The 16,775-nt window shown below is 73.8% G+C and carries 17 protein-coding genes; 6 read left to right on the top strand and 11 right to left on the bottom strand.

What is annotated here, in order from left to right; translation table 11 throughout:
- Positions 1–76 precede the first annotated feature (76 nt).
- The 4 genes from dxs to C1I99_RS18430 all read right to left on the bottom strand — a co-directional run bounded on the left by dxs (position 77) and on the right by C1I99_RS18430 (position 6,598).
- Positions 77–2,029, bottom strand: coding sequence for a 1-deoxy-D-xylulose-5-phosphate synthase (dxs, locus tag C1I99_RS18445; RefSeq protein WP_111135463.1), 1,953 nt, complete (start codon positions 2,027–2,029; stop codon positions 77–79).
- Positions 2,030–2,110: 81 nt separating this feature from the next.
- The gene (locus C1I99_RS18440; RefSeq protein WP_111135462.1) at positions 2,111–3,271 is read right to left on the bottom strand and encodes an anhydro-N-acetylmuramic acid kinase; all 1,161 of its coding nucleotides are present in this window, start codon (positions 3,269–3,271) and stop codon (positions 2,111–2,113) included.
- A 16-nt stretch (positions 3,272–3,287) separates the two neighbouring features.
- Complete coding sequence (locus C1I99_RS18435; protein WP_111135461.1) at positions 3,288–4,529, bottom strand: class I SAM-dependent RNA methyltransferase; 1,242 nt, start codon at positions 4,527–4,529, stop codon at positions 3,288–3,290.
- Positions 4,526–6,598 (bottom strand): APC family permease, encoded by a 2,073-nt coding sequence (locus tag C1I99_RS18430; protein ID WP_111135465.1) that lies wholly within the window; start codon positions 6,596–6,598, stop codon positions 4,526–4,528. The genes C1I99_RS18435 and C1I99_RS18430 overlap by 4 nt, the downstream gene beginning before the upstream one ends.
- A 161-nt stretch (positions 6,599–6,759) precedes the next feature.
- On the opposite strand from C1I99_RS18430, the gene C1I99_RS18425 reads away from it, so the two are divergent.
- Positions 6,760–7,425, top strand: coding sequence for a potassium channel family protein (locus C1I99_RS18425; RefSeq protein ID WP_111135460.1), 666 nt, complete (start codon positions 6,760–6,762; stop codon positions 7,423–7,425).
- A 2-nt stretch (positions 7,426–7,427) separates the two neighbouring features.
- Positions 7,428–8,117, top strand: a complete 690-nt coding sequence (locus C1I99_RS18420; RefSeq protein WP_111135459.1) for a potassium channel family protein — start codon at positions 7,428–7,430, stop codon at positions 8,115–8,117.
- Between the two features lie 26 nt (positions 8,118–8,143).
- Here the strand turns inward: C1I99_RS18420 and C1I99_RS18415 are convergent, their stop codons facing one another.
- From C1I99_RS18415 to dut, 4 genes are all read right to left on the bottom strand, one after another.
- A complete protein-coding gene (locus C1I99_RS18415; RefSeq protein ID WP_111135458.1) occupies positions 8,144–8,827 on the bottom strand; it encodes a DUF3159 domain-containing protein in 684 nt (227 codons plus the stop codon).
- 31 nt (positions 8,828–8,858) lie between these two features.
- Positions 8,859–9,239: an OB-fold nucleic acid binding domain-containing protein gene (locus C1I99_RS18410; protein ID WP_111135457.1), complete on the bottom strand. Its 381-nt coding sequence runs from the start codon at positions 9,237–9,239 to the stop codon at positions 8,859–8,861.
- 125 nt (positions 9,240–9,364) lie between these two features.
- Positions 9,365–10,042 carry a DUF3710 domain-containing protein gene (locus C1I99_RS18405; protein WP_111135456.1) on the bottom strand — a complete coding sequence of 226 codons (678 nt, stop codon included), beginning with the start codon at positions 10,040–10,042 and terminating at the stop codon, positions 9,365–9,367.
- A gap of 25 nt (positions 10,043–10,067) precedes the next feature.
- Entirely contained in the window at positions 10,068–10,616 is a 549-nt protein-coding gene (gene dut, locus C1I99_RS18400; protein ID WP_199562232.1) for a dUTP diphosphatase, read from the bottom strand.
- Between the two features lie 88 nt (positions 10,617–10,704).
- On the opposite strand from dut, the gene C1I99_RS18395 reads away from it, so the two are divergent.
- Positions 10,705–11,199: a DUF3093 domain-containing protein gene (locus C1I99_RS18395; protein WP_111135464.1), complete on the top strand. Its 495-nt coding sequence runs from the start codon at positions 10,705–10,707 to the stop codon at positions 11,197–11,199.
- A gap of 12 nt (positions 11,200–11,211) precedes the next feature.
- Here C1I99_RS18395 and C1I99_RS18390 read toward each other — a convergent pair whose 3' ends face one another.
- Both C1I99_RS18390 and C1I99_RS18385 read right to left on the bottom strand, forming a co-directional pair.
- Positions 11,212–12,024: a hypothetical protein gene (locus C1I99_RS18390; RefSeq protein WP_111135454.1), complete on the bottom strand. Its 813-nt coding sequence runs from the start codon at positions 12,022–12,024 to the stop codon at positions 11,212–11,214.
- Between the two features lie 133 nt (positions 12,025–12,157).
- On the bottom strand, positions 12,158–12,454 hold the full coding sequence (locus C1I99_RS18385) for a DUF4193 domain-containing protein (RefSeq protein ID WP_007075406.1): 297 nt from the start codon (positions 12,452–12,454) through the stop codon (positions 12,158–12,160).
- 432 nt (positions 12,455–12,886) lie between these two features.
- On the opposite strand from C1I99_RS18385, the gene C1I99_RS18380 reads away from it, so the two are divergent.
- Positions 12,887–13,402, top strand: coding sequence for a LytR C-terminal domain-containing protein (locus tag C1I99_RS18380; protein ID WP_199562234.1), 516 nt, complete (start codon positions 12,887–12,889; stop codon positions 13,400–13,402).
- An 87-nt stretch (positions 13,403–13,489) separates the two neighbouring features.
- Here the strand turns inward: C1I99_RS18380 and C1I99_RS18375 are convergent, their stop codons facing one another.
- A complete protein-coding gene (locus tag C1I99_RS18375; RefSeq protein ID WP_111135452.1) occupies positions 13,490–14,311 on the bottom strand; it encodes an inositol monophosphatase family protein in 822 nt (273 codons plus the stop codon).
- Positions 14,312–14,598: 287 nt separating this feature from the next.
- Between C1I99_RS18375 and C1I99_RS18370 the strand changes: the two genes are divergently transcribed.
- Both C1I99_RS18370 and C1I99_RS18365 read left to right on the top strand, forming a co-directional pair.
- Positions 14,599–16,209, top strand: coding sequence for an RNA polymerase sigma factor (locus tag C1I99_RS18370; protein ID WP_111135451.1), 1,611 nt, complete (start codon positions 14,599–14,601; stop codon positions 16,207–16,209).
- A 245-nt stretch (positions 16,210–16,454) separates the two neighbouring features.
- Positions 16,455–16,688 carry a DUF7455 domain-containing protein gene (locus C1I99_RS18365; RefSeq protein WP_076471365.1) on the top strand — a complete coding sequence of 78 codons (234 nt, stop codon included), beginning with the start codon at positions 16,455–16,457 and terminating at the stop codon, positions 16,686–16,688.
- Positions 16,689–16,775 lie beyond the last annotated feature (87 nt).

The following is a 16,775-nucleotide window of genomic DNA, read 5'->3' as shown; positions in this document are numbered from 1 at the left end:
GCCCAGAACTGACCCACCGACCGCCGACGGCGGGCGGCCCGGGTCAGCGGGGCACCCGCCGTCGGCGGTCGGTGGGTCAGTTCTGGGCGGGGGCGTCGCCGGTGGCGAACCCGACCGGCTCGACCGGCTCGACGTCCAGCCGGGAGATCCAGCCGGTGACGTCGCGCGCCACGTCCTGCGCGGTGAGGCCGAGGTCGGCGAGGATCTGCGCGCGGGTGCCGTGCGGGTGCCAGTCGGCCGGCACGCCGAGGTCGCGCAGCGGCACCCGGACGTCGGCGTCCCGCATGGCCTGGGCGAGGGCGTCGCCGACGCCGCCGACCCGGACGCCGTCCTCGACGGTGACCACGAGCCGGTGCCCCGCGGCCAGCTCCACCAGTTCGGCCGGGACCGGCCGGACCCAGCGGGGGTCGACCACCGTGACCCCGTAGCCCTGCTCGGCGACCCGGGCGGCCACCTCCATGCCGAGCTGCCCGAACGAGCCGACCGCGACCAGCAGCACGTCGGTCCGCGCCGACTCGGCCAGCACGTCGACCGGGCCGATCCGGCGGACGGCCGGCAGGTCGGCGGCGACGGCGCCGCTCGGGAACCGCACGACGGTGGGGCCGTCGTCGACAGCCACCGCCTCGCGCAGCTCCTCGCGGAGGCTGGCGGCGTCCCGGGGGGCGGCGATCCGCAGGCCGGGTACGACGCCGAAGACGGACATGTCCCAGATGCCGTAGTGGCTCGGCCCGTCCGGGCCGGTGATCCCGGCCCGGTCCAGCACGAAGGTCACCGGCAGCTTGTGCATGGCCACGTCGAGCAGGACCTGGTCGAAGGCGCGGTTGAGGAAGGTCGCGTAGACCGCCACCACCGGGTGCAGGCCGCCGAGCGCCAGGCCGGCGGCCGAGGTGGCCGCGTGCTGCTCGGCGATGCCCACGTCGTAGACCCGGTCAGGGTGCCGGCGGGCAAGCGTGGCGATACCGGTCGGCTCGGCCATCGCGGCGGTGATGCCCACCACGTCGGGCCGCTCGTCGGCGATCGCGACCAGCTCGTCGGCGAAGACGTGGGTCCACTTCACCGAGGGCGCGGCGACCAGCTTGCCGGTCTCCACGTCGAAGGCACCCGGGCCGTGCAGGCAGTCCGCCTCGTCCTCCTCGGCCGGGCGGTAGCCGTAGCCCTTGCGGGTGACCGCGTGCACGATCACCGGGCCGCCGAAGTGCTTCGCCGCCCGCAGCGCCGACTCGACCCCCTCGCGGTCGTGCCCGTCGACCGGGCCGACGTACTTGATGCCGAGGTCCTCGAACATCGCCTGCGGCGCGACCGCGTCCTTGATGCCCTTCTTGACCGCGTGCAGCACCTCGTACATCGGCTTGCCGACCAGCGGCGTCGACCCGAGCGCCTCCTTGACGGTGTCGAGCACCTTCTCGTAGCCGGGGTTGAGCCGCAGCGCCGAGAGGTGGTCGGCGAGGCCGCCGATGGTCGGGGCGTACGAACGGCCGTTGTCGTTGACCACGATCACCAGCGGGTTGCCGGCGGTGGCGATGTTGTTCAGCGCCTCCCAGCACATGCCGCCGGTGAGCGCCCCGTCGCCGACCACGGCGACCACGCTGCGCTGCTCGCCGCGCAGTGCGTACGCCTTGGCCAGGCCGTCCGCGTACGACAGGGCGGTGGAGGCGTGCGAGTTCTCGACCAGGTCGTGCTCGCTCTCGGCCTGGCTGGGGTAGCCGGAGAGCCCACCGCGCTGGCGCAGCTTGTCGAAGCCGGCCTGCCGCCCGGTGAGGATCTTGTGCACGTACGCCTGGTGGCCGGTGTCGAACAGGAGCCGGTCCCGGGGAGAGTCGAAGACCCGGTGCATGGCCAGCGTCAGCTCGACCACACCGAGGTTGGGGCCGACGTGCCCACCGGTGCGGGAGACCTTGGCGATCAGGAAGTCACGGATCTCGGCGGCGAGGATGTCCAGTTCCTCGGCGGACATCCGCTTGACGTCCTGCGGGCCACGGACGGTGGCCAGCAGCCCGGTGTGGTGGGCCGTGTCCTCTTCAACACTCATGACGGAAGAGTCTATCGGCCGGGCGGTAGTGCGCAGCCTGGCCGGGGATCACACCGGCCCGGCGCGGCGCTGAGCGCCCGGTCAGGTGCGGATCCGCAGCCGGCGGGGCGGGACGGCGGGGGCGGCGCCGTGCGCCGGTCCCGCCGGGGTCCAGGAGCCGAGCACGCCGGGGCGGGTGGCGCCGGTCACCGAGGGCAGGGCGCCCGGCAGCCCGTGCCACGAGAGCCAGCCCAGCAGGGCGAACGCGTACGCCTCCTTGGCCTGCGCCGGCACGCCCAGCTCGTCGGTGGTGCGCAGCCGCCAGCGGTCGCCGCCGAGCGCGGCCAGCCGGGCGGTGAGGGTGGGATTGCGCACCCCGCCGCCCGCGGCGACCACCTCCACCACGCCGTGCCGGTCGCACTCGGCGGCCACCACCCGGGCGGTCAGCTCGGTCAGCGTGGCGAGCACGTCGTCGGCCGGCACCGGCTCGCCGACGGCGGCCAGCCGCCCGGCCAGGTAGCCGTCGTGGAACAGCTCCTTACCGGTCGACTTCGGTGGTGGCGCCGCGTAGTACGGCTCGGCGAGCAGCGCGTCGAGCAGGCCGGGGTGCACCCGGCCGGCCGCCGCCCGGGCACCGTCGAGGTCGCAGGGCCGGCCCAGGAACCGCCGGGCCGCGGCGTCGAGCAGCGCGTTGGCCGGGCCGACGTCGTACCCCAGCACCGGCGCGCCGGGCGCGACCACGGTGAGGTTGGCGATGCCGCCCAGATTGAGCGCGGCCCGCGGCGCGCCGGCCGGGTCGAGCAGCAGCGCGTCGAAGGCCGGGACCAGGGGTGCGCCCTGACCGCCGGCGGCGATGTCCGCCGAACGCAGATCGCTGAGCACGGGTACGCCGACCCGGGCGGCCACCCGGGCCACCGCACCGAGTTGCAGGGTGCCGTGGGCCCGGCCGCCGCGGACCCAGTGGAACACGGTCTGCCCGGGTGAGACGACGGCGTCGGCCGCGCCGCCGGCCAGCTCGACCCCGACCGCGGCGGCCTCGGCGAAGACCTCGCCGAGGCGGTTGTCCAGCCGGCAGACGGCCTCGACCGTGGTGGCCGCCGGCGGCAGCAGCGCCCCGATCTCGGCGCGCAGGTCGTCGTCGTAGTCGAGGCCGCGGTGCCCCAGCGGGCGCAGCCACACCGTGTCCCCCTCAGCGGTGAACTCGGCGGCGGCCACGTCCACCCCGTCGTACGACGTGCCCGACATCAACCCGACGATCTTCACTGGGCCAGGCTAGCGGTCAGCCCGGCGGCAGGAGCAGGCCGACCAGCTCGACGTGCTGGGTCATCGGGAACAGGTCGAACCCGCGCAGCGCGGCGAGCTGCCAGCCCTGCCCGGTGAAGGTGCGCACGTCCCGGGCGAAGGCGGCCGGGTCGCAGGCCACGTACGCCACCGCGCGGGGACCGGCGGCCACCAGGTCGCGCACGACCCGGCTGCCCGCCCCGGAGCGCGGCGGGTCGAGCACCACCACGTCGACCGGGCCGGTGATCCGGCGCCGGGCCAGCGCGGCCTCCACCCGGGCCGCCACGACCTCCACCCGGGGCAGGTCGCGCAGGTTCTCCCGGGCCGCGGCGACCCCCGGCCCGGCCGACTCGACCAGGGTGACTCGACCGGTGTCACCGACCCGGCCGGCGAGGGCGGCGGCGAACAGCCCGGCACCGCCGTACAGGTCCCAGGCGGTCTCCCCCGGACGCGGGTCGAGCTGCCCCAGCACCGCGTCGACCAGGGTGTCGGCGGCGGCCGGGTGGACCTGCCAGAACGACGACGCGGGCAGGACCCACTCCCGGCCGGCGGCCCGCTCGCGGACCCGCTCGGGACCGCTGACCGGGCGCGGCACCCCGTCAGCGACCGCGGTGACGGTCACGTCCCCGCCGGTCGAGGCGACCGTCTCCACCGCGTCCGCCTCCGGCCAGCGGGCCCCGCTGGCGGTCAGCACGGGCAGCTCCTGGATGGCGGGGTGGGCGATCAGGCAGCGGTCCACCGGCACCACCTCGTGCGAGCGGTGCTTGAGCAGCCCGGCGCGGCCGGCCGCGTCGACGGCGTAGCGGACCCGGGACCGCCAGCCCAGGCGCCCGCCGGGCAGCGCCTCGACCCGGACGCCGAGCCTGGCCAGCTCGGCGTCGGTCAGCCCGCCCAGCCGGGTGAGCTGCTCGCGCACCACCGCGGCCTTCCAGTCCAGTTGGGCGGCCGGGGCGACGTGCTGCAGGTCGCAGCCGCCGCAGCGGCCCGGCTTCGCGTACGGGCAGGGCGGTTCGACCCGTTCGGGGGCGGCCCGCAGCACGGTCACCGCGTCGGCCCGGACGAACCCCCGGTGCACCTCGGTGACCTCGGCGACCACCCGCTCGCCCGGCAGCGCGTGCCGGACGAAGACCACCTGGCCGTCCACCCGGGCGACGCAGTGCCCGCCCGGGGCGACCGCGTCGACGGTCAGCTCGACCCGCTGCGCCTCCTCCAGCCCGCGGCCGTCGTGGCGTCCGGTCACCGCTCACCCCCGGCGGTCGGGCCACCCTCGCCAGGTGGGGCCGGGACCACCGGCGGGACGTTCGGCGGCAGTGTGCCGCGCGGCGCCACCCGGGGCCCGCGCGCCGGCCCCCGGGACAGGCCGGCGTCGAGCCGGTCGAGGTTCTTGCTGGCGGTCGAGGCGAGCTGCCACGGCACGCTGGTCACCATCACCCCGGGCTCGAACAGCAGCCGGCCCTTCAGCCGCAGCGCGCTCTGGTTGTGCAGCAGGTTCTCCCACCAGCGCCCGACCACGTACTCGGGGATGAAGACGGTGACCACGTCGCGGGGGGACGCCCGGCGGACCCCCGCCACGTAGTTCAGGATCGGGCGGGTGATCTCCCGGTACGGCGAGTCGATCACGGTGAGCGGGACCGTCAGGTCGCGCCGCTCCCACTCGGCCTGCAACTGCCGGGTGTCCTTGTCGTCGACGTTGACCGTCACCGCGGTGAGGGTGTCGGGCCGGGTGGCGCGGGCGTAGGCGATCGCCCGCAGGGTCGGCTGGTGCAGCTTGCTGACCAGCACGATCGCGTGGTTGCGCGCCGGCAGCACCGGCCGCCCCTCGTCCGGGATCAGCTCCACCGCGACCCGGTCGTAGTGCCGGCGGATGGCGATCATCACGGCGTAGATCACCGCCATCGCGGCGATGGAGATCCACGCGCCGTGGGTGAACTTGGTGGCCAGCACCAGGATCAGCACGAAACCGGTCATCAACGCACCGAACCCGTTGATGGTCCGGGCGCGCAGCATCCGGCGCCGTTGCCGCGGGTCCCGCTCGGTGCGGAGCAGTCGGTTCCAGTGCCGCAGCATGCCGCTCTGCGACAGGGTGAACGAGACGAACACCCCGACGATGTAGAGCTGGATCAGCCGGGTCACCTGGGCGTCGAAGGCCACGATCAGCACCACCGCCATTCCGGCGAGGAACACGATGCCGTTGGAGAACGCGAGCCGGTCGCCACGGGTGTGCAGCTGCCGGGGCAGGTAGCGGTCCTGGGCCAGGATCGACCCGAGCACGGGGAAGCCGTTGTAGGCGGTGTTCGCGGCCAGCACCAGGATGAGCGCGGTCATCGTGAGCACGAAGTAGAACCCGGGTGGGAAGTGGTCGAAGATCGCCCCGGCCAGCTGAGCGGTCACGGTCGGCTGCACGTAACCGGGGCCGACCCCCTCGATCTGGCGGGCCGGGTCCTCGACGTACTGCAGGCCCGTCATCCTGGCCAACGCGATGATGCTGAGCATCATCGTCGCGGAGATGGCACCCAGGAGCAGCAGCGTGGTGGCCGCGTTGCGGCTCTTCGGCGCCCTGAACGCCGGCACCCCGTTCGAGATCGCCTCCACGCCGGTCAGCGCCGCCGAGCCCGAGGAGAACGCCCGGACCAGCAGGAACACCATGGCGAACCCGGCAACCGACTCCTCGGCCCGGACGGTGTAGTCGGCGCTCTCCGCCCGTAGTTCCTCACCGAGCACCAGGATCCGGAACAGGCCCCAGCCGACCAGCCCGAAGATGCCGACGATGAAGGCGTACGTCGGGATGGCGAAGAGCACGCCGGACTCGCGTACCCCGCGCAGGTTCATGGCGGTCAGCAGGAGCACGGTGCCGACCGCGAACGCCAGCTTGTGCTCACCCACGAAGGGCACCGCCGACCCGAGGTTCTCCATCCCCGCGGAGACCGACACGGCCACGGTGAGCACGTAGTCCACCAGCAGCGCGCTGGCCACGACCAGCCCGAACCGGCGACCGAGGTTGACCGTGGCGACCTCGTAGTCACCCCCACCGGAGGGGTACGCGTGCACGTTCTGCCGGTAGCTCGCCACCACGGTGACCAGCACCAGCACCACGCCGATCGCGATCCACGGCGCGTACGCGTAGAAGGCCGCGCCCGCGATCGAGAGCGTGAGCAGGATCTCCGCTGGTGCGTACGCCACGCTGGAGAGCGGGTCGGAGGCGAAGACGGGCAGCGCGATGCGCTTGGGCAGCAGGGTGTGCTGAAGCCGGTCGGACCGGAACGGTCGACCGACGAGCAGCCGCTTCAGCAGCGAGGTGGGTCTGGCCACAACCGCCAAGGGTACGTCCAGCGCAACGGCGTCGCGGGGGTGGTCGATCACAGGAGGGTGTACGGGCGGAGTACCGTCGGTCCGCACCCGCGCCCGGAACGTGGCAGGCTCGCAGACGACCCGCTCACGGGGCGGGTGGGCAGCTGTGAGGAGGGGACGCGGTGCATGTGGTGATCATGGGCTGTGGCCGGGTGGGCTCGACCCTCGCCCAGAGCCTGGAGGCGCGGGGGCACTCGGTCGCGGTCATCGACCAGGACGCCGACGCGTTCCGCCGGCTCGGCCCCGATTTCGCCGGGATCACCGTCACCGGGGCCGGCTTCGACGGCGAGGTGCTCCGGCAGGCCGGCATCGAGCGGGCGGACGCGTTCGCCGCCGTCTCCAGCGGCGACAACTCCAACATCATCTCGGCCCGGCTGGCCCGGGAGACGTTCGGGGTGTCCCGGGTGGCGGCCCGGATCTACGACCAGCGCCGGGCGCAGGTCTACGAGCGGCTGGGCATCCCCACCGTGGCCACCGTCCGGTGGACCGCCGACCGGATGCTGCGGCACCTGGTGCCCGAGGGCACCGTCGAGATCTTCCGCGACGCGACCAGCACCGTGTCGATCGTGGAGGTGCCGGTGCACAAGGACTGGATCGGCCGGCCGGTGCGCGCGCTGGAGGAGGCGACCGGGGCCCGGTTGGCGTACCTGATCCGCTTCGGCATCGGCACGCTGCCCACCGGGTCCACCGCCGTGCAGGAGGGCGACCAGCTCTTCATGCTGGTCACCGACGACATTGTGGCGACGGTCACGTCGGTGGCGGGAGCGCCGCCGGAAGGAGGTCAGTGAGCATGCGGATCGCCATCGCCGGCGCCGGCAACGTGGGCCGCTCCATCGCCCAGGAGCTGATCGACAACGGCCACCAGGTGATGCTCATCGAGCGCCAGCCCAAGATGCTGCGCCCGGACCGGGTACCCGCCGCCGAGTGGGTGCTGGCCGACGCGTGCGAGCTGGCCAGCCTGGAGGAGGCCGACCTGGCCGGCTGCGACGTGGTGGTCGCGGCGACCGGGGACGACAAGGTCAACCTGGTGGTCTCGCTGCTGGCCAAGACCGAGTTCGCGGTGCCCCGGGTGGTCGCCCGGGTGAACCGGGCCGAGAACGAGTGGCTGTTCACCGAGCAGTGGGGGGTGGACGTCGCGGTGAGCAAGCCGCGGGTGATGGCCGCGCTGGTCGAGGAGGCGGTCACCGTCGGCGACCTGGTCCGGCTGATGACCTTCCGGCAGGGCGAGGCGAACCTGGTGGAGATCACCCTGCCGCCGACCGCGCCGTACGTCGGCCAGCCGCTGCACGCGGTGCCGCTGCCCCGCGACTCCGCGCTGGTGGCGATCCTGCGCGGCAAGCGGGTGCTGGTGCCCAGTCCGGACGACCCGATCGAGGCCGGCGACGAGCTGATCTTCGTGTGCACCGCCGAGATGGAGGACGCCGTCCGCGCGGTGGTGCTCGGGCCGGACAGCGTGGAGCGGACCCGCGAGCAGCGCTGAGCGCACCGGCGCCGGGGTGCGGCGGGTTAGGCGCCGGGCAGCGCCGCCGGCTGCGCCTGCCGGGTCGCCCGGCGGACCGTCCAGACGGTGATCAGCAGCAGCAGCGCGTACGGCGGGTAGCCCAGCGCCAGCCGGGCCACGCCGAGCGCGGTGTCCTGGTGGGCGAGGTAGAGCCCGGCCTGCACGCCCACCTTGGCCAGCCACACCACGCCCCAGAGCACGGTGAGCCCGGTGAACGTCCGCACCAGGCGCGGGTCGTCGCGCCACTCGGCGCGCCCCTTGGCCACCAGCACCGACCAGATCCAGCCCACCAGGGGTTGCCGGATCACCGCCGAGAGCAGCAGGGCCAGCCCGTAGCCGATGCCGTAGAGGATGCCGGGGAGGTAGAAGTCGCGTTCGTCACCGGTGCGCCAGGCGATTGCCGCGCCGATGGCGATGCCGAACAGCCCGTTGATCGCGTGCCGGACCGGCCGGCGCTGGGCCAGCCGCAGCCCCGCGGTGGCCAGCGCCACGGCCACCGCGGCGATCACCGCGGGACGCAACTCGCCGACGATGTTGGCCACCACGAAGACGACCACCGGGATGCTCGACTCGACCAGCCCGCGCCAGCCGCCGAGCTGGTCGGCCATCTGCTCGGCGAGGGTGGGCAGCCGCTCGTCCTCTTCCGGCCCGGTCTCCGGCTGCGCCGCCCGGTCCTGTCCCGTCGTCATCGCACGCCTTCCGTCCGCCGCGCCCGCAGGGTCACTTCGGCGATTCCAGCTCGTAGTACGGGTTGTAGATGACCTTGCGGTCGTCCCGTACGGCCACCCGGCCGCGGGCGGTCAGGTGGCGGCCCGGCTCGATGCCGGCGATGTGCCGGCGACCCAGCCAGACCAGCGTCACCACGTCGCTGCCGTCGTACAGGTCGGCCTCCAGGGTCGGCAGGTTGGTGCGCGGAGTGTAGACCACGGTGCGCAGCCGGCCGGCCACCGAGACCACCTGCCCCCGCACGCACTGCCGGGCCGGCACGCCGCCGTGCTCGGCGCTCTCCCGGCGCAGTTCCTGCGCCTCGATCTCGGCCTCGCTCGCGGTGAGCCGTCGCAGCATCCGCCGCAGCGAGCCCCGGCCCTCGTCGGTCGACATGACCTCCGCGTCACCTCTCCACGCTGGCCGGCGGCGCCGGCACCTGGCCCGAACCCGGCGACGCCGGGATCGTCCCGCCAGCGTACGCCGACCGGACCGGTCCCGGCGGGCCGGTGGCGGCGCGGTCAGACCTCCTGGGGACCGCTGGCCGGCGTGGCCGCATCCTCCGCACCGGCCTGCTCGGCCACCTCGCGGGGCAGCCGCAGGGGCAGCGGTTCGCGCACCGGCTTCGCCTCGTGGCCCCGGTCCACGACCAGGCCGTCGAGGCACTGGGCGAGCGGGCCCGCGGCGGCCGGATCGGTGGCCGCGGCGCCCTGGTAGACCCCGCGAACCATCCAGCGCGGCCCGTCGACGCCCACGAACCGCAGGTCGGTGACGCCGTCCGGGGTGCGGACGCGGGCGTGCAGCTCGGTGCCGTACTCGCCCTGGACCTCCTGGGCGGCGGCGCCCTCGGCGAACAGCGACTGGCGGATCTCCTCGCGCACCTCGTCCCAGATGCCCTCGGACCGCGGGGCGGCGAAGACGCCGAGCTGCAGGGCGTTCTGGCCGTGCACCAGCACCACCTGCTGGACCACGCCCTGCGGGTCGGCCTGCACCCGCACCTCCACGTCGGGTACCGCGGGGATCTGCAGGCTGCCCAGGTCGAGCCGCTGCACCCCGACGGGCGCCTCGGAGACGTCGTACGGGCCGCGCACCGGGGTCGCCGGGATCGACTCCTCCAGCTCGCGCGAGTCGAGGACCTCCGTGGTCCGCTCGTCACGGGTGTGCCGTCCGGCACCGGCCCGCTTCCGGGAGAAGATCACTGCGCCCACCCTCCGCTGTTCGCACTCACCCTGTCACCTCTTCCGTACGGCCGGCCCCGGCCGGCGCCGTACGCCGTCCGGCCGTTCCGTCCTGCCGCCCGCCGGTCGCCGGCGGGGGCACCAGCCCGGCGTGCCCGCCGGTTGAGCCGTGCCCACCGGTCCCCCGCCGGGACGCGGGCAGCTCCGCCACCGGCTGGAACTCGGCCCGCGCCACCCGCTGCACGACGAGCTGTGCGATCCGGTCGCCACGGAAGATCTTCGCCGGCAACTCCCGATCATGGTTGATCAGGTTGACCAGAATCTCACCCCGGTAGCCGGCGTCGACCGTACCGGGCGCGTTGAGCACCGTCACACCGAGTCTGGCCGCGAGCCCCGAACGGGGGTGGACCAGACCCACGTACCCCTCCGGCAGAGCGATCGCCACCCCGGTCGGAACCAGAGCCCGACCGCCGGGCGGCAGCTCGACGTCCGCGGCCGCCACCAGGTCGGCCCCGGCGTCGCCGGGATGGGCGTACGCCGGCAGCGGCAGCTCGGGATCGAGCCGCCGTACAGGTACGGGTACGACGTCGGTCACAGTTCTCCTCCGTCCGGTCGCTTCGGGTGCCCCTGACATCCTGCCCGTTCCGCCGGCCGTCGTGCGCCGTACCCTGGCAGGAGTGAGCCTGTCGCCATCCTCGCCGTCCCCGGCGCCGACCGCCGCGGCACCCCCGGAGCACTCCGAACGGCTCGGCCTGCCCTGGTGGCTCTGGCTGGGCGGGCTGGCCGCGGCCGCGCTGCTGGCCGCCGAGGTCTGGCTGGGCGCGCCCGGCGTGCGGGCCTGGCTGCCCTTCGTGGTGCTGCTGCCGGCGACCGTGGCCGGCCTGGCCTGGCTGGGCCGGATCCGGATCGCGGTACGCGACGGCGAGCTGCGGGTGGACGACGCGCGGCTGCCGGTCCGGTTCGTGGCCGACGTGGTCCCGCTCGACGCGGCTGGGCGGCGCGAGGTGCTCGGGGTCGGCGCCGACCCGCTGGCGTTCGTCGTGCAGCGGCCGTGGATCTCCGGCGCCGTCCAGGTGGTGCTCGACGACCCGGCCGACCCGACCCCGTTCTGGGTGGTGAGCACCCGCCGCCCGGTCGAGCTGGCCGAGGCGATCCTCGCCGCCCGTGACGCCGGCTGACCCGGCCGGCGGTCAGCGGGCCGGGGGCACCGCCGGCGGTGCGCCGGGCAGCGCCGCGCGCTTGCGGCGCAGGTCGGTACGGAGTTGCTCGGCCATCCTCCGGGTGGCGCGCCGGTTGAGGTAGCTCGCCACCGCCGCCCCGGTGAGGAACGGCCCGAGCGTGGTGAGGTTGCGGCCGAAGCGCTTGAGCAGCATGTCGCGCAGCTCCCTGCGGGCGGCGGTGCCCAGTACAGCGCCCACCCCCACGCCGGGCATCATCGGGTTGATCCCCCGCTGGCTGGCCCAGGACTGCATCAGGGCGACCGCCCGCTGGGTGCCGCCGGCCGGCAGCGGCGCGCCGTAGACCTCGTGCAGCTCGCCGATCAGCTTCAGCTCGATCGCCACCACTGCGACCGTCTCGGCGGCCAGCAGGACCGGCGCGGAGAGCAGGGTCGGGGTGACCGTCCACTCGACCGCCGCGACTCCCCCGCCCGCGGCGCCGACCCCGGCGGTCGCCCGCGCGGCGTTGCGCACCAGCCGGTCGGCCAGCTCCTCGCCGTCCAGGTCGAAGTGCCGGCGCAGGGTGGCCAGGTCCCGGACGGGCACGTGCGGCGCCATCTCGGCGACGGTGTCGACCATCCAGCGGATGGCCGCCTTCGGCTTGAACAGGTCAGCCAGCCCGCGGGCCCTGGCCTGGCCGGCCAGCCGACCGAGCAGCTGCCGGCGCCGGGCCGGCTCGATGTCGTCGGCGGTCAACGCCGCGACGGTGGCGCCCAGCTCGTCGCCCTCGCGCCCGGGGCCGGCCGGCGGCCGGTCCGCGTCCGCCGGCTCGCTGCGCTCGCCCATGCGTCTGACCTCCCGTGGATGGCCGCCGAGGTGGCGGCTACCCGTCACGAGTCAAGCAGGTCCCCCGGCGCGCCGCACGGCGGCTCGGGCAGCGGCGGCCCCGACCGGAGCCGCCGCTGGTGATGACGGGTGGTCAGACGCACTCACGGCAGATCAGCTCGCCGTTGCGCTCGACCGCCAGCTGGCTGCGGTGATGCACCAGGAAGCAGCGGGCGCAGCGGAACTCGTCCTGCTGCATCGGCAGCACCTTGACCGTGAGTTCCTCGTCGGCCAGATCGGCGCCGGGCAGCTCGAAGCTCTCGGCCACCTCGGCCTCGTCGACGTCCACGGCGCCCGACTGTGAGTCGACGCGCCGGGCCTTGAGTTCTTCCAGGCTGTCCTCGCCGAGGTCGACCTCGTCGCGACGCGGGGCGTCGTAGTCGGTGGCCATCGGTTTCACTCTCCCATTTCGATGTTGTCGCTTCCGGTTGTAACGCCGGACGACGCTGTTTCGGTTCCGCTGGCCGGCCACCACTTTGTGTCGGTCACCCGACCCGACGACCGCTGGGTCGAGCCGCCAGAGGAAACTCCCCCAGCGAGCGCGGTACCTTACCCCCCCTATGGGCGTGGCATGTATACCGCCCTCGTGGCAGAGATGTACGCCCCCGCACGGGAAGTTGTTCCCAATGTGACTCAGGCGACACGAAGATAGGGGTAGTACTACCCGCTTCCCGGATGGCGCGCCGGCATGTCCGGCTGTTTCCACGCGACCGCCGGACAACCGTTAACCTCAGCGGCGTACTCGACGGCCCGCGGGGTGTCCGACCGCCGGCGGCCGCCGCCACCACCACTGCCCGGGAGCGCCCTGATGAGCTTTGCGCGAGTGCGAGCACTCGTTGTCGTCGGTCTGCTGGCGGTGCTGGCCCTGGTCTTCGTGGTCGTCGCCCTGGTCCGTGACACCCAGGGCGGCACCGGCCTCGCCGGGGGCTGCCCGGAGGGCTGGCCGCTGGCCGACGTGACCCTGCGCGAGCCCAAGGACGTGAAGATCAACGTGCTGAACGGCACGGACCAGCCGGGCCTCGCCGCGAACGTCGCGGACGACTTCCGCAACCGGAAGTTCCAGGTCAAGAAGGAAGGCAACGAGAAGAAGCAGGTCGACGACGTGGCGGTGCTGCGCTACGGCCCGAAGGGCGTCGGCTCGGCCCACCTGCTGCGGGCGTACTTCCTCGACAACGCCGAGTACGACTACGACGCCAACCGCAAGGACGACACCGTCGACGTGGTGCTGGGCAACGCGTTCCAGCAGCTGGCCACCACCACCGAGGTCAACCAGTCCCTGGGTGACCTCGGCTCCCCGGTGGCGCCGCCCGGCTCCTGCCCGATGCCCGAGGACGGCTGACCGGCCCACCCGGGCACCCGCCCGCCGCGCCCTGACCGGCCGGCGGGCGTGGACCGGCCGGCTGGTGTGACGCCGGGGCGGGCCCGGTCACGGCCCGCCCGCGGCGTCCAGGTCCGCCAGCCGGGCGTGCAGCGGCTCGAACAGGGCCGGCGGGGCGGCGATCACCAGGTCCGGCCCGGCCGGCCGGCCGCCCAGCCCGGCGACCCGCAGTCCGGCCTCGGTGGCGATCAGCCCGCCGGCCGCCAGGTCCCAGGCGGCCAGCCCCTTCTCGTAGTAGGCGTCCAGCCGCCCCTCGGCGGCCTGGCAGAGGTCCAGCGCGGCGGCACCGAGCCGGCGGATGTCCCGCACCTGCGTGATCAGCTCGGCCACCACCCGGGCCTGGTGCGCCCGGCGCTTCGCGTCGTAGCCGAAGCCGGTGCCGACCAGCGCCTGGCCGAGGTCGGTCTCGCTGGAGCAGCGCAACCGCTCGCCGTCCCGCCAGGCGCCGCCGCCGGCGGTGGCGGTCCACTCCTCGCCGGTGCTGACGTTGCGGACCACCCCGGCGACCACCTCGCCGTCGACCTCCGCGGCGAGCGAGACCCCGCAGTACGGCAGCCCGTAGAGGTAGTTCACGGTGCCGTCGATCGGGTCGATGATCCACCGCACCCCGCTCGGGCCGGCCGGCCCGGCCCCGCCGGCGCCGTACTCCTCGCCGAGGACGGCGTCGCCCGGCCGCAGCCGGCGCAGCGCCTCCAGCACCTGCCGTTCCACCGCCCGGTCGGCGGCGGTGACCACGTCGGTGACCGTGCTCTTGGTCGCGGCCACCGAGACCCCCTCGGCCCGCATCCGGTTCGCGGTCGCGGCGGCGTCCCTGGCCACCTCGACCGCCAACTCAAGCAGTTCCCGCGGAGCCGGCGCCGAGCGGTCCATCGTTTGTCCCCTTCCCGCACGGCCGGGGTGTTCCGGGCCACGCGCGGGTATCATCCTTACAAACTCCACATCTGCGCCGAATCTGCGGTCCGGTCGCCGGTCCGCCGTGCGGCGCGGGATGATCGCCGCAGACGGCGTTACAATTCACCCCTGCCCACGCGCCACGGACCGCCAGCGACCGGACGGCCCGGGACACGGGGGTCCCTCAACCACATCGCCCGGCACGGTGTCTTGCTCTGCGCCGGACGATCCGGCCGTGCTCGCTCTTCGCCTCCGGAAGGTCATTCGTGACAGAACCCCGCCAGACCGGCGCCGACGTTCGCTCGCTCACCGACACCCTGATCGCCCACGCGCAGAGCGCCGGCGGCCAGCTGACGTCGGCCCAGCTCGCGCGCACCGTCGAGTCCGCCGAGGTGACTCCGGCCCAGGCCAAGAAGATCCTGCGGGCGCTCTCCGAGGCGGGAGTGACCGTGGTGGTGGACGGCTCGGCCACCACCCGCCGCCGCGTCGCGGCCGCCCGCTCGGCCACCCCGGCGTCCCGGGCCACCACCGCCAAGACCACCAAGAAGGCCGCCGCGCCCGCCCCGAAGCAGGCGCCCGCCGCCGAGGAGTCGCCGGCGCCCGCCCCGCGGAAGGCGACCGCGCGCAAGGCCACCGGCACCACCGCCGAGGTGGCCGCCAACGCCGCGGTGCCGGCCAAGAAGGCCACCCGCGCCACCAAGGCGACGGTGGCCGCGGCGGCCGGTCCCGCGAAGGCCACCAAGGCGGCCGGCAAGGCCAATGGCGAGGCCGCCGAGGGCGACATCGACCCGGAGGAGCTCGCCGCCGAGATCGAGGACGTGGTGGTCGAGGAGCCGGCCGAGCTGACCCAGGCCGCCGAGGCCGACGCGGCGAACTCCGCCAGCGACAACGACTTCGAATGGGACGACGAGGAGTCCGAGGCGCTCAAGCAGGCCCGGCGCGACGCCGAGCTGACCGCCTCCGCGGACTCGGTCCGGGCCTACCTGAAGCAGATCGGCAAGGTCCCGCTGCTCAACGCCGAGCAGGAGGTGGAGCTCGCCAAGCGGATCGAGGCCGGGCTCTACGCCGCCGAGCGGCTGCGCGCCGCCGAGGAGGGCGAGGAGAAGCTCACCCGCGACATGCAGCGGGATCTGCTCTGGATCTCCCGGGACGGCGAGCGCGCCAAGAACCACCTCCTCGAGGCCAACCTGCGCCTGGTGGTGTCGCTGGCCAAGCGGTACACCGGTCGCGGCATGGCCTTCCTCGACCTGATCCAGGAGGGCAACCTCGGCCTGATCCGCGCGGTGGAGAAGTTCGACTACACCAAGGGCTACAAGTTCTCCACCTACGCCACCTGGTGGATCCGCCAGGCCATCACCCGCGCGATGGCCGACCAGGCCCGCACCATCCGCATCCCGGTGCACATGGTCGAGGTGATCAACAAGCTCGGCCGGATCCAGCGCGAGCTGCTCCAGGACCTGGGCCGCGAGCCCACTCCGGAGGAGCTGGCCAAGGAGATGGACATCACACCGGAGAAGGTGCTGGAGATCCAGCAGTACGCCCGGGAGCCCATCTCGCTCGACCAGACCATCGGCGACGAGGGTGACAGCCAGCTGGGTGACTTCATCGAGGACTCGGAGGCCGTGGTCGCGGTCGACGCGGTGTCGTTCTCGCTGCTGCAGGACCAGCTCCAGCAGGTGCTGCAGACGCTGTCCGAGCGTGAGGCGGGCGTGGTACGCCTACGGTTCGGCCTGACCGACGGCCAGCCGCGTACGCTCGACGAGATCGGCCAGGTCTACGGTGTGACGCGGGAGCGCATCCGGCAGATCGAGTCCAAGACGATGTCCAAACTGCGTCACCCGTCGCGTTCGCAGGTGCTCCGGGACTACCTCGACTGATCCGCGATCGTCAACCGAACGTGTCGTTTTGACCACCTGGCGTGCAACGTCGGATGGTGATCGTTCGGTTGCACGAATGTGATCGTTGACGTGGCACCCTGGGTGCACGGCACACTGTCCCTGCCATGTGTGACCTCGGTCCCCCGCGGGCACACAGGGAAGGCAGCGCCAGGACAGGGTGTTGCACGATAGGTGAGCAACGACCGAAGAGATTGTTCATCGGTGACGACCAGAGGAGGAAGGCGATGACCCCGACCCTCACGCCGCCGCCCGAGACGGTGAGCCCCCCGGCCGCCGATGAACGGTGCGACCGCTGCAATGCTGCCGGCAAGCTCCGGGTCACTCTGGCGGGTGGGAGCGAGCTGGTGTTCTGTGGGCACCACGCGAACAAGTACGCGGAGGATCTCGTGAAGATCACCGTGCGGTACGCGGCGGACCCGGAGTTCAGCTGGCGTGGCGCCGATCTGATGGCGAACTGAGTCCGAGGATTTCACGACCGACATAGAGCCGGCCGGAGCGCCCACCAGGGCCCTCCGGCCGGCTTTCCTTTGCCCCCACCCACACCG

Origin of the sequence: Micromonospora deserti (assembly GCF_003236335.1) — a bacterium.
Lineage (GTDB): Bacteria > Actinomycetota > Actinomycetes > Mycobacteriales > Micromonosporaceae > Micromonospora > Micromonospora deserti.
Note: the sequence above shows the minus strand (reverse complement) of the source record. Positions and strands in the feature narration are given on the sequence as shown.

Excerpts from the sequence above, each read along its gene's own strand:
- dxs (WP_111135463.1), bottom strand. The coding sequence starts at position 2,029 with ATGAGTGTTGAAGAGGACACGGCCCACCACACCGGGCTGCTGGCCACC.
- C1I99_RS18420 (WP_111135459.1), top strand. The coding sequence starts at position 7,428 with ATGCGGATCGCCATCGCCGGCGCCGGCAACGTGGGCCGCTCCATCGCC.
- C1I99_RS18415 (WP_111135458.1), bottom strand. The coding sequence starts at position 8,827 with ATGACGACGGGACAGGACCGGGCGGCGCAGCCGGAGACCGGGCCGGAA.
- C1I99_RS18410 (WP_111135457.1), bottom strand. The coding sequence starts at position 9,239 with ATGTCGACCGACGAGGGCCGGGGCTCGCTGCGGCGGATGCTGCGACGG.
- C1I99_RS18390 (WP_111135454.1), bottom strand. The coding sequence starts at position 12,024 with ATGGGCGAGCGCAGCGAGCCGGCGGACGCGGACCGGCCGCCGGCCGGC.
- C1I99_RS18385 (WP_007075406.1), bottom strand. The coding sequence starts at position 12,454 with ATGGCCACCGACTACGACGCCCCGCGTCGCGACGAGGTCGACCTCGGC.
- C1I99_RS18375 (WP_111135452.1), bottom strand. The coding sequence starts at position 14,311 with ATGGACCGCTCGGCGCCGGCTCCGCGGGAACTGCTTGAGTTGGCGGTC.
- C1I99_RS18365 (WP_076471365.1), top strand. The coding sequence starts at position 16,455 with ATGACCCCGACCCTCACGCCGCCGCCCGAGACGGTGAGCCCCCCGGCC.